This is a genomic window from Massilia jejuensis, assembly GCF_042656795.1.
Classification (GTDB): Bacteria; Pseudomonadota; Gammaproteobacteria; order Burkholderiales; family Burkholderiaceae_D; genus Telluria; species Telluria jejuensis.
In genome coordinates, this window is record NZ_JBHSMS010000009.1 from 1 (window position 1) to 12336 (window position 12336).

Sequence of the window (12336 nt, forward strand, 5' to 3'; positions counted from 1 at the left end):
TTCATAAATTCTCCCATCGGTGAAGTTTACCAAACAGGAGTGTCCGAAAAAATCAGGGTACCTCAGGACCGTGGCGACCAGGTGATCAGCGCCACGTCGGAGACGATTGCCATGGGCAAGGTAGCAGCAATCCAGGACGACCTGACCTTTTGCCCGAAGTGCAAAGGAAAATGCGCGATCAAGCCGGATGGCGCGGGGGCGCAGCACAAAGGCACCTCGCCGGCCACGACCCCAAAGCCGCGGCCCTGTCCACCCGCGCAGGCCGCTTCGACAGCGGCGTTCAGCGCCAGGATATCGGTCTGGAAGGCAATTCCCGTAGATGAGCGCGATGATCTCGCCGATCTTGCTTGCCGTCGGCGATCTCGGCCGACGCGGTAGCCATCGTATCGGTGCCGGACCGCACGCGCGCGACGATCCCGACGGGCGAATCGCTCATGCCGCGCAGGGCACCCATCAGGCGGCCGGTCTCGTCGTTCGCGCGCACCTCGATGCGCCGGGTCAGGTCGCCCTGGGCCAAGGCGCCGGCGATCTTCACCGCTTCCTCGATCGGACGCACGATGGCGCGCACCAGCAGCCAGCCGGGCACGGCCGCCGGCGCCACGATATCTTGCGACTGCTTGAAATCGCCGGTGACGCATGCCGACACGCTCGACCTCGACGTCACCCAGCCGAATCAGAACGGCAAGATTGCTTTTTTGCAGCGCCTGCCCTTTTTTCTATAAAATGCGGCGACGCCTTCGCACCCCGTCAGCCAACGAAAACAACGACATGACTCTCTCCCTCTTCCTGAACCTGGCCGGAGCCCTGCTCATGTGCGCCCTTCTCTACCGCATGCAGGCGGCGCACGCCTCGTTCACGAAACGCGTGTTCGCCGGCCTCGGCCTGGGCGTGCTGCTCGGCGTGGTCCTGCAGGCGGTCCACGGCGCCGGCTCGCCGGTCATTTCGGCCACCAACGCCTGGCTCGACGTGCTCGGCAGCGGTTACGTGAAGTTGCTGCAGATGATCGTCATTCCCCTGATCATGGTCTCGATCGTGGGCGCCATCCTCAAGTTTCGCGACGCCGCCTCGCTCGGCGCGGTCAGTGCGCTGACGATCGGCATCCTGATCGCCACCACGGCGGTCGCAGCCATGATCGGCATCCTGATGGCCAAGCTGTTCGGCCTGACCGCCGTCGGCCTGACCGCTTCGGCCGCGGAAGTGGCGCGCGGCGAATACCTGCAAGGCTCGCTTGGGACAGCCAAGGAAATTTCCCTGCCGTCGATGCTGCTCTCTTTCATTCCCGCCAACCCCTTCCTCGACATGACGGGCGCGCGCAAGACCTCGACCATCGCCGTCGTGTTCTTCTCGGTCTTCGTCGGCATCGCCGCCACCGGCATCGCCGCCAGGAAGCCGAACGAGTTCGCCTCCTTCAGCCATTTCGTGCACGTTGCCCACACCATCGTGATGCGCATGGTGACCCTGGTGTTGCGCCTGACGCCCTACGGCGTGTTCGCGCTGATGGCCAAGGTCGTGGCCGGCTCGAGCCTGCACGACATCCTGAACCTGCTCGGCTTCGTGCTCGCCTCGTACAGCGCCATCGTGTTGATGTTCGGCGTGCACCTGCTGCTCGTCGCGCTCGCCGGCCTGAACCCGGTGCGCTACCTGAAGAAAATCTTCCCGGTGCTGGCCTTCGCCTTTACCTCGCGCACCAGTGCCGGCGCCATTCCCATGAGCGTGGCGACCCAGACCACGCGCCTGGGCACGCCCGAAGGGATCGCCAACTTCGCCGCCTCGTTCGGCGCGACCATCGGCCAGAACGGCTGCGCCGGCATCTATCCGGCCATGCTGGCCGTGATGATCGCGCCGACCGTCGGCATCGATCCATGGACCGCCGGCTTCCTGCTGCCGCTGCTGGCGGTCGTCGTGTTCGGCTCGATCGGCGTGGCCGGCGTCGGCGGCGGCGCCACCTTCGCCGCCCTGATCGTGCTTTCCGCGCTCGACCTGCCGGTGGCGCTGGCCGGCTTGCTGATCTCGATCGAACCCCTGATCGACATGGGCCGTACCGCGCTCAACGTCAGCGGCTCGATCACCGCCGGCACCTTGACCGCGCGTGTGCTGGGCGGCACCGACATCGCCGTATTTAATAGCGATGCGGAAACCAATCTGGACGGCGAAGAACAAGCCGCCTGAGCGAAAAGAAAGTTGATAGTTTGCGCACGGAATCGTGCGCGGACCTCGACGCGAATCCGTCTATGATGATGTCATGTCAACATCAACGACGGGCAGGTAATGGAACAAAAGTGGCCACAGGAACTCTGGCTGATCAGACACGGGCAAAGCGCAGGCAACGTCGCTCGTGACCTTGCCGAGGCTGCCGCCGGCCACGAAATCGATATCGCCGAACGCGACGTCGACGTTCCCCTCTCCGATCTGGGCATTCGCCAGTCCGAAGCGCTCGCCTCCTGGTTCGCCAGCCTGCCGCACGACCAGCGTCCGAACGTGGTGCTGCATTCGCCCTACGTGCGCGCGGCCGAGACCGCCAAGATCCTGATTCGCCATCTCGAACGCAATTCGCTGCTGGCCATCAATGCCGACGAGCGCCTGCGCGAAAAGGAATTCGGCATCCTCGACCGCCTCACCACGCACGGCATCGCCCACAAGTATCCCGACCTGTATTCGCAGCGCCAGCACGTCGGCAAGTTCTACTTCCGCCCGCCCGGCGGCGAGAGCTGGTGCGACGTGATCCTGCGCCTGCGCAGCGTGCTCGATACCCTCAGCCGCGACTACTGCCACGAGCGCGTCGTCATCGTCGCCCACCAGGTCATCGTCAACTGTTTCCGCTACCTGATCGAGCGCCTCGACGAAGCGAGCATCCTCGCCTTCGACCGCGCCGGCGACGTGCCGAACTGCTCCGTCACTTCCTACGCCTTCGATCCCGTCCAGGGCAAGCACGGCCGTCTGGTCGTTCGCCTCGTCAATTTTGTCGCGCCGCTCGAAGCGACCGGCACCCCGGTCACGGTCGGCAAAGACGTGCCGACCGCACCTAAAGCCTGAGGCCGCCATGAACGCACTCCATGCCGCGCCCGCCGTCTACGACGTCACCACGCAACTCCTGCGCGACTGGCCGCTGCCGATGCCGGGCTGCGACGGCGACAAGGAAGAGCGCGGCCATGTGCTGATCCTGGGGGGCTCGCGCGAGATGCCGGGCGCCGTGATCCTGGCCGCCACCGCCGCCCTGCGCGCCGGCGCCGGCAAGCTTACCGTCGCCACCGGCGCCAGCGTGGCCCAGCTGGTGGCGCTGGCCCTGCCCGAGGCGCGCGTGATCGGCCTGGCCGAAACCGATGCCGGCGGCTTCCTGCCGGAAGCCATTGCCCGCCTCGATCCGCTGGCCGACCGCGTCAACGCCATGCTGATCGGCCCCGGCATGCAGGACGAAGCGGCCGCGGCCGAACTCGTGCATGGCTTGCTGGAACGCCTGCAGGGCAGCGAGGATGGCAGCAAGACCGCCGTCGTGCTCGACGCCTGCGCGATGGGCACGCTACTGCACGCGCCGCCGGGCTGGGCGCCGGGCGAAGCTTTCCGCTTCGGGCAGCCGGTCATCGTCACGCCCCATTGCGGCGAGATGGCGCACCTGACCGGCATCGAGAAAACCGATATCGTGTCCGGGCCCGACGCCCGCGCGCTGGCCTCGGCGGCGGCATGGAATGCCGTTGTCGCGCTGAAAGGCGCGCGCACCGTGATCGCCGCGCCGCAGGGAGACATGTGGCAGCACGAAGGCGGCAATGTGGGCCTGGCCATTTCCGGTTCGGGCGATACGCTGGCCGGGATCATCGCGGGGCTGGCCGCGCGCGGCGCGACGCTCGAACAGGCCGCCTGCTGGGGCGTGGCCCTGCATGCCCGCGCCGGCGAACGCCTGGCCGAACGCATGGGCGTGCTTGGCTACCTGGCGCGCGAGATCGCGAACGAGATACCCGCCCTGCTCGAATCCATCGCCGGCCGCGAGGCGGACAGGGCCGACAAGACAAGGAAGTCCTAGCCGCAAGGGACTCCCGCAACGACCATCCGGCCGACGCCGGGGGACTGGTTGGATGGACAGTCGTTTGACCAGTATCAAACTCCGCAAGCGGTATTGCGGAATATAGCAAGAAGTGCACAATTCGACGAACTGGCGGTAGTCACGGCAGTCTAATTTTTCACAGTCGAATTCGTGCACTGAACGGGGCCGCGTATTGCGTCGGTTCCCTAAGGTTTTACCAATGAACCCGGACGGGGCCCTGGACAATGGGTTTCAAGAAGATTCATGGTAAAGCCGAACTGGCGCCGTTGATCTCCACCGCCTCACCTGGAGACTTCGGCACAAGATAGACGTGAACGAGGAGTGTAAACAATGAACGCAATCACCAAAGCACCAAAAATCCTGCTGACCGCAGCCCTGCTGGCATCGATGCTGGGCGCTTGCAAGAAGAACGATACTGCCGGCACCGCTGGCGACACCTCGGCAACCTCGCCGAGCTCGACCTCGGGCACGAGCGGCACGACCGGCACCACCGGTGACACCGGCACCGGCGCAACCGGCACCGGCACCACCGGCACGGGCGCAACGGGCACCACCGGCGACACCACGGGTACGGGCGCCGCGGGTACCACCGGCACCGGCGCAACCGGCACCACGGGCAGCACCGGCACCATGGGTGAATCGAGCGGCACCGGCGCTTCCGGCACCGGCGCAACGGGGACCACCGGCACCACCGGCACCACCGGCACTTCGGGCACTTCGGGCACGACCGGCGTCACCGGCGCAGGCGGCACCACCGGCAACACCGATTCGACCGGTACCGGCACCGCCGGCAGCACGACCACCGGCACAGGCACTGGCCGCTAATCATTAGCGATTAGCGGTTTGTCTGCCTACAAAGCGGAGCCCCACAACGCGGGCTCCGCGTTTGCATATGGCCGGCGGTTTTCATGCCGGCGTTCGATTGCAGTATGTCCTCCCGGTCGATCGACCGTCTCCTGGCTTTTTCGGCTTTTTCTTTTGCACGCCTTTTCCCGCCGGCCGCGCAAGCGCCCCCGCCCCATTCCCGCCCAGCCCGTCCCTACCTGCTGCACGCCGCTGCCGTCGGAGCGCAACTGGACGACCACGTCATACACGTGAATTCTGGCAACAGAACCTGCGCCGGCGAAAGGCAAACGAGACGTTCGCGCCTTCAAACCTGTTGTCGTAGGCAGGGGGAAGACGCCGGTGAATGACGGCAAGCGCAGGCAGGCGCGGGCAAGGCGCGAGGATGCTGGCGGCCGACAAGATCAGGTGCTTAGTTGTTTCGCTCTGTCAAACAACGCACAGTGAAGCAGGGCCGCCGCATGCCAGAATCGACCCATTCCACACCGTCCGCGCGCTTGCGGCGCAGCGGCGGCCAGCCATCGCATTACGAAGGAGTTTTTCCATGAACAGCATGCAACGCGTACCGAAGGTCGTCCTGACCGCCACTCTCCTCGCCGCCCTGCTCGGCGCCTGCACCAAGAAGGATTCCGGCATCGGCGGCGCCGGCGACGGCGCCGAGGTGACGAACCGGGTCGAAGGCTCGGGCGCCGGTTCGGCCGCGGGCGTCAGCGGCGCCACCGGCAACGCGGGCAACGCGGGCCTGTCCTCGACCGAATACGACACCAACAACACCCCGCGCACCGTCGGCAAGGAGGAAAGCACGGACAAGACCAGCGTCGGCGCCACGGGCGGCGCCAGTGGCTTCGACGGGGTCAAGCCGATCGACGCCAGCGGCCACACCACCGGCGGCGCCAACCCGGGGGGCGCGCCGATGCAGGCGGCGCCGGCCGAGGGCAAGCAGACCACTGGCCACACCGGCAACACCACCGGCACCGGCCCCGGCTCGACCAAGACCGGCGCGGGCGGCGCCGGCAGCATTCACTAAGCGGCATCGGCGAACGAAAAAAACCCGCTGCGCGGGTTTTTTTTCGCCTGTCGGGAGCCCCGCATCGAGCCCCGCATCGAACCCCTCCGGTCAAGCCCCTTCGGTCACCTTGGCAGCCGGCGCTTTCGCCAGCGTCACCGTCTTGGCCGGACCCGCGCCGCGCGCGGAGCGGTAGCCACGCGCCAGCAGGCGATAGACCAGGCGGATGAAGGTCAGCGTCAGGATCGCTTCGACCAGGGTCGCCAGGAAGGCCGGCAGGCCGTGCCAGCGCTCGGCGCGGCGGCGGAACTTGACGCCCATGCGTTCCCGCGCGAATTCGATGCTGTCGTAGAAGGTCGGCACGACGAGCAGGGTCAGGAAGGTCGAGGTGATCGTGCCGCCGATGATGGCGACGGCCAGCGGCTGGTAGAACTTCCCATCCGGACCGAGGGCCAGGGCAACCGGCAGCATGCCGGCGATCAGCGCGAAGGTCGTCATCAGGATCGGGCGCAGGCGCATGCGCCCCGCCTTCATCAGGGCATCCTCGCGCTCGTAGCCTTCGGCTTCCAGGACGCGCGCGGCGTCGAGCAGCAAGATCGCATTCTTCGCCACCAGGCCCATCAGCATGATGATGCCGATAAAGCTCATCAGGTTGAGGGTGCCGCGGGTGATCAGGAGCGCCAGCACGACCCCGATCAGCGACAGCGGCAGCGACAGCATCACGCCCAGCGGGGCCGTGAAGGAGCCGAACTGCATGACCAGGATCAGGTACATCAGGCCGATACCGCCGAGCAGCGCGGTGGTCATCTCGCCGAACAGTTCCTGCTGGTCCTTGCCGGCGCCGCCCAGCGCCAGGCCGTAGCCCGGCGGGAAATCGAAGGTTTTCGCCAGCTTCATGGCGTCGGCCGTGACTTCGCCGCTGGAACGGCCCTGCGCGTTGGCCGAGACCGTGATCACGCGCTTGCCGTTCTTGTGGACGATTTCAGACGGACCCTTCCCCATGCTGATGCGGGCGATCTGCTCGAGCGGCACCATCAAGTTGGTGCCCGCGATCGCGATCGGCAGGCGCTCGATGTTCTCGATGCTGACGCGGTCGGCCGGATGCAGGCGCAGCGCGACGTCGCGCGTCTCGCCGGTCGGGTCGACCCAGTCGCCCACCTCGATGCCGGCGAAGGCCACGCGCAGCGCGGTGGCGGCGTCGCCGACGGAGACGCCCATCGAATTGGCCAGGCCACGGTCGAGTTCAATCTGCAGCTCGTTCTTCGGATCCTGCTGCGACAGCGTGACGTCCACCGCGCCCGGCACCTGGCGCAGCTTTTCCATGTAGGCCGAAGTCAGCTCCATGAGCTTGCGCGAATCGGCGCCCGTGAACTCGATCTGGACCGGTTTGCCGCCCCCGTGCAGGTCGTCGAGCACGGTGTACTCGGCGCCCACCAGCTGGGCGACCTTGGTGCGCAGCTCGGCGCCGATGGCCGCGGCGGTACGGTCGCGGGTGTTGCGCTTGCCGATCTCGATATAGATCGAGCCGCCGTTCGGGCGCGCCACGACATCGGTGGCGCGGGTTTCAGGCAGGCTGTGGGCCAGCGCCGCCGCCTGTTCCATCTTCAGGCGGGCATATTCCAGGCTCGACGAGGCCGGGGTGCGCACCTCGATCATGATCTTGTTGCCGTCGTTCTTGGGCAGGAAGCTGGTGCCGCCCATGGTCACTTGCAGGGCGATGGCGCCGGCGAAGCTGGCGATGGCGATGGCGCCCATCCAGCGCCGGTGGTGCAATGCCCAGGCGATGACATTGCCGTAGCGCGTGGCCTGGCTGTCAAACCACTCGTTGAAGCGGCCGAGCACCTTCGAGATGCCCTTTTTCGGCGCATGGTGGTGACCCGGCGGGTCGCCCCAGTAGGCCGACAGCATCGGGTCGAGCGTGAAGGAGATGAACAGCGACACCAGCACCGAGCAGGTCACGGTCAGCGCGAACGGACGGAACCATTCGCCTGAAAGGCCGGGCATGAAGGCCACCGGAATGAACACGGCCATGATCGAGAAGGTGGTCGAGGCGACCGCCATGCCGATTTCCGAGGTGCCGACGAGCGCGGCGGTACGCCGGTCGGCGCCTTTTTCCATGTGACGCACGATGTTTTCGCGCACCACGATGGCGTCGTCGATCAGCACGCCGATCGCCAGCGACAGGCCGAGCAGGGTCATGAAATTGAGCGTGAAGCCGCACAGCCAGACCGCGATGAAGGCGGCCAGCACCGAGGTCGGCAGCGACAGCGCCGTGATCAGGGTCGAGCGCCAGGAGTTCAGGAAGGCGTACACCACGAATACGGTCAGGACGGCGCCGAAGACGAGCGACTCGATCACGTTGTTCAGGCTGCTTTGCGCCTCGCTGCCGCCGTCGCGGGTGATGGTGACTTCGGTGCCCTTCTGCAATTCCTTGTTGATCGCTTCGACTTCCTCGTGCACTTTCTTGGCGATCGATACGGTCGAGGCGTCGCGCGAGCGGATGATCTGGATCCCGACGTTCGGGTTACCGCTGTGGATGGAGGCGCTGTCGATGTCGGCGAAGCCGTCGCGAATCTCGGCCACCTGGTTCAGGCGCACGATGGTGTCGCCGCTGCGCTTGACGACCACTTCCGAGAAGTCTTCGGGACGCTCGATGCGGCCGATCAGGCGGATGCCCTTCTCATCCATTTCGCCGCGGACCTTGCCCACCGGCGCATTCGTGTTCTGGTTGCGCAGCGCGCTGGCGACCTCGCCGACCGAGACATTGTATTCGCGCAGTTTATCGGCGCGCAGCAAGACCGACAATTCGCGCCGCAGGGCGCCGTTGACGTTGACGGTGGCCACGCCGTCGATGGCGCGGAAGCGGTCGGCCAGCACGTCTTCGGCCAGGCGCGACAGTTCGGAATGCGACTGTGCTTTCGAGGACAGCGCCAGCTGCATGATCGGCTGCGACGCCGGGTCGACGCGGCGCAGGATCGGCTCGCGCATCTCGGTCGGCAGCTTGTAACGCACCGCCGAGATGGCGTTGCGCACGTCGTCGGAGGCTTCGATCAGGTTGCGCTTGAAATCGAATTGCAGCACCAGCGTGGCGCTGCCTTCGTTGGCATAGGACTCGACCTCGGTGACGCCCGGCACGCTGAGCATCTGTTTCTCGAGGCGGTTGACGATCTCGCGCTCGCTCGTCTCGGGCGAGGCGCCCGGATACGGGATGCTGACCACGATGACCGGGATCTCGACGTCCGGGTTCTGGTTGACGCGCAGTTTCGACAGGGCCAGCAAGCCCATGCACATCATGCCCAGGATCAGCACGATCGTCGCGATCGGCTTCTTGACTGCGAAATTGGACAGGAACATGGCTCAGTTCCCCTTGACCGGGGCGGCGGCGGCAACCGTCTTGCCGGCGGCGGCAGCGGCGCCCGCCAGTTGCACCTTCTGGCCATCCTTCAGGTTCGAGCTCGGGTTGCGCAGCACGGTGTCGCCGGCGGCCAGGCCCGCCTTGATCTCGATGTTGCCGGTGCGCTGGTCGCGCATGCCGGTCTGCAGGTCGACCTTCGACAGCAGGCCGCCCTTGACGCGCCAGGTATAGGTCTTGTCGCCGGCCTTGACCATGGCGCTTTCCGGCAGCATCAGCGCGGTCGAGGTCTCGGCGTCGATGCGCCCTTCGGCGTACAGGCCGGCCACGCGCGGCTGCTCGCCGGTCAGCCCCACCAGTACTTCGACCTGGCGCGTGATGTCGTCGGCGGCGGCGTCGATGCGCTTGACCACGCCCGTGAACTGCTGGGTGCCGTAGCCGTTGATGTGGAACTTGACCGGCTGGCCGACCTTGATCGTGCTGATCTTGTCGGTCGAGACGCGGCCTTCGAAGCGCATGCTGGTCGGGTCGATGACCTTGACCAGCTCCTTGCCGATGGTGGCGGTGTCGCCGCTGGACACCTTGCGGTCGCTGACGATGCCGTCGAAGGGCGCGCGCACCTGGGTGCGCGCGATCTGCTGGCGCGCCAGGGCGGCGCGGCTCTTGGCAGCCGACAGCTCGCTCTGCGCGCTATTGCGGCGCACCTCGGCTTCATCCTGGGCCGCGGCCGAGGTCATGCCCGACGCGCGCAGGGTTTTCAGGCGCTCGAGCTGGCGGTTGGCCTGGTCCAGCGCCTGGCCGGCGGCGCGCACGCCGGCCTCGGCCGAGACCAGGGTATCGCGAATCGCCGTCTCGTCGAGCCTGACCAGCACGTCGCCGCGCTTGACGGGTTCGCCATTCTCCTTGAGTACCTGGAGTACCACGGCGGACACCTCGGCGCGCAGGTCGGCGCGGCGTTCAGGCTGGATCGAGCCGGTGATGACCGGGCCGGAAGCGAGTGAATCGCTCGAGACCGTCAGCAAGTCCTGGGGAGCGACGAGCAGCTGGCTCGGCTTGGTGTCCTTCTGGTCTGCCTGGGCCTTGCCGTCTGGCTTGGCCGGATCCTTGGCTTCCTTGCTGCAGGCGCCGAGGGCGGACGCGAGGGCAAGGACAAGTAAAGTGGTGCGCAGCATTGAAGAATCTCCCAGTTGAACGTGGACGCTCTATGTATGAAGTCGGATGAAACCTGTCAGCGCGCAGTATCCCGGAGGCGGCCCCACCCGTCAATTGACGATCCCGCCCGTTACGGATTTGGAGGGATGAATTGCGCAATGGCGCGATGAGCTGCATGCGCGGGCGACCCAGTGCGTTGCCCGCGCCGCGCGCCGAATCAATGGCCGGAATCAATGGCCGGAATCAATGGCCGAATACCTGGTAGACCAGGAAGCCCATGCCCATGCCCGTAACGATGCCGCCGCAGATCTCGACGAGCGTATGCCCCATCCGTTCGCGCAGCGTCCGGTGGCCGGGCACGCCCACGGCCAGGCGGTTGATGGCGGCGGCCTGGCGTCCCACGTGCTGGCGCAGGCTATTGGCGTCGATCATCACAATGAAGGCCAGGGTCACGGCTACGCCGAAGGCCGGATGGCCGATACCTTCGCGCAGCGCGATCAGGGTCGCCATCGCGGTCACGACCGAGCTGTGATTGCTGGGAAAGCCCCCGTTGCCGACCAGGTTGAAAGCCCAGCGCCGCTGGCGCGCGCTGTTGATCAGGAATTTGATGGGCCCGACGACCAGCCAGGTCAGGAAGGGCGTGATGAGGTAAGCGTAGTCCATGGGGTCCCTGTACGGTCGATCTGGTCGGTAGAAGTTATGCCGGGCGGAATTATCGCAGAAGCAACGCCGGACGGCGACCTGCACTGCGCCGCGCGGCCACGGCAGCGGTTAAGATTCCTGAAACTGTGGCATTTCAACCAATAAAACATCTGCGAGGAATTCACATGCGCCATTTCAGGCTTTCCTTTGCCGTCACCGTGGTGCTGATGGCCCTGGCGGGCTGGTGGGGCTTCCAGCACGGCGGCATGGCCGGCCTGCTCAGCGCACTCTGGATCACGGCCGTGCTGGGCGTGCTCGAGGTCTCGCTGTCCTTCGACAACGCGGTGGTCAATGCCTCCGTGCTGCGCCACTGGAATGAATTCTGGCGCAAGCTCTTTCTCACCGTCGGCATCCTGGTCGCGGTGTTCGGCATGCGCCTGCTGTTTCCGCTGGTGATCGTGTCGGTCGCCACCGGCCTGGGCCTGGTCGATGTCTGGGACATGGCGATCAAGACCCCGCGCGAATATTCGCGCCACCTCACCGAGCACCACGCCGAGGTATCGGCCTTCGGCGGGGCCTTCCTGCTGCTCGTGTTCCTGAACTTTCTCTTCGACAGCGAAAAACAATTGCACTGGCTCGGCTGGATCGAGGAAAAACTCGGCAAATACGGCACGGAAGGCCTGGCCATCCTGCTGACCCTGCTGGCCGTCATCGGCGCCATGAGCCTGATGCCCGCCGGGCGCAAGCTCGACGTGCTCGTTTCCGGCGTCGTCGGCGTGCTCGTGTACGTGGGCGTGGACTGGGTCAGCGGCCTGCTCGAAGAAGAGGAAGAAGACCTGACGGTCGGCAAGATGATCTCCCAGGGCAGCATCGGCGGCTTCCTCTACCTGGAAGTGCTGGACGCTTCGTTCAGTTTCGACGGCGTGATCGGAGCCTTTGCGATCACCAACGACGTCGTCATCATCATGCTCGGCCTGGCGATCGGCGCCATGTTCGTGCGTTCGATGACCGTGTTCCTGGTCTACAAGGGCACGCTGCAGGAATTCGTCTACCTCGAACATGGCGCCCATTACGCGATCGGCATCCTGGCCGTGATCATGTTCGCCAGCGTGCATTATCACATTCCCGAATGGTTCACCGGCCTGTCGGGGCTGGCCTTCATCCTGGTGTCGCTGTGGTCTTCGGTCCGCTACCGCAAGCGCGCCGCACTGCAGGAAGCGCAAGACAAGGCCGAGATCGCCTAGGGTGTATCTGACTGAACGAAATTGAGTCCAGGAGGTCAGAAGGCGATGAGCCGAACTGACC

Annotated in this window: 9 protein-coding genes and 1 pseudogene; 6 read left to right on the plus strand and 4 right to left on the minus strand. The window is 65.9% G+C overall.

Annotation, left to right across the window (positions count from 1 at the left end):
* Positions 1-212 precede the first annotated feature (212 nt).
* Positions 213-577, minus strand: a pseudogene (locus tag ACFPOU_RS02355) (methyl-accepting chemotaxis protein); the annotation flags it as partial.
* A 191-nt stretch (positions 578-768) separates the two neighbouring features.
* Here ACFPOU_RS02355 and ACFPOU_RS02360 point away from each other — a divergent pair.
* The 5 genes from ACFPOU_RS02360 (at position 769) to ACFPOU_RS02380 (ending at position 5906) form a co-directional block, all read left to right on the plus strand.
* Positions 769-2169 carry an L-cystine transporter gene (locus tag ACFPOU_RS02360; RefSeq protein WP_379716635.1) on the plus strand — a complete coding sequence of 467 codons (1401 nt, stop codon included), beginning with the start codon at positions 769-771 and terminating at the stop codon, positions 2167-2169.
* A gap of 99 nt (positions 2170-2268) precedes the next feature.
* Positions 2269-3033: a histidine phosphatase family protein gene (locus ACFPOU_RS02365; RefSeq protein WP_379716638.1), complete on the plus strand. Its 765-nt coding sequence runs from the start codon at positions 2269-2271 to the stop codon at positions 3031-3033.
* A gap of 7 nt (positions 3034-3040) precedes the next feature.
* Entirely contained in the window at positions 3041-4015 is a 975-nt protein-coding gene (locus tag ACFPOU_RS02370) for an NAD(P)H-hydrate dehydratase (RefSeq protein WP_379716641.1), read from the plus strand.
* A gap of 351 nt (positions 4016-4366) precedes the next feature.
* Complete coding sequence (locus ACFPOU_RS02375) at positions 4367-4861, plus strand: hypothetical protein (RefSeq protein WP_379716644.1); 495 nt, start codon at positions 4367-4369, stop codon at positions 4859-4861.
* Positions 4862-5423: 562 nt separating this feature from the next.
* On the plus strand, positions 5424-5906 hold the full coding sequence (locus ACFPOU_RS02380; RefSeq protein ID WP_379716647.1) for a hypothetical protein: 483 nt from the start codon (positions 5424-5426) through the stop codon (positions 5904-5906).
* 90 nt (positions 5907-5996) lie between these two features.
* Here ACFPOU_RS02380 and ACFPOU_RS02385 read toward each other — a convergent pair whose 3' ends face one another.
* The 3 genes from ACFPOU_RS02385 to ACFPOU_RS02395 form a co-directional block, all read right to left on the minus strand.
* Positions 5997-9239, minus strand: a complete 3243-nt coding sequence (locus ACFPOU_RS02385) for an efflux RND transporter permease subunit (protein WP_379716650.1) — start codon at positions 9237-9239, stop codon at positions 5997-5999.
* A 3-nt stretch (positions 9240-9242) separates the two neighbouring features.
* On the minus strand, positions 9243-10409 hold the full coding sequence (locus ACFPOU_RS02390) for an efflux RND transporter periplasmic adaptor subunit (protein ID WP_379716653.1): 1167 nt from the start codon (positions 10407-10409) through the stop codon (positions 9243-9245).
* A gap of 223 nt (positions 10410-10632) precedes the next feature.
* Complete coding sequence (locus ACFPOU_RS02395) at positions 10633-11052, minus strand: divergent PAP2 family protein (RefSeq protein ID WP_379716656.1); 420 nt, start codon at positions 11050-11052, stop codon at positions 10633-10635.
* 164 nt (positions 11053-11216) lie between these two features.
* Here ACFPOU_RS02395 and ACFPOU_RS02400 point away from each other — a divergent pair, with 164 nt between their 5' ends.
* The gene (locus ACFPOU_RS02400; protein WP_379716659.1) at positions 11217-12275 is read left to right on the plus strand and encodes a DUF475 domain-containing protein; all 1059 of its coding nucleotides are present in this window, start codon (positions 11217-11219) and stop codon (positions 12273-12275) included.
* Positions 12276-12336: the final 61 nt, after the last annotated feature.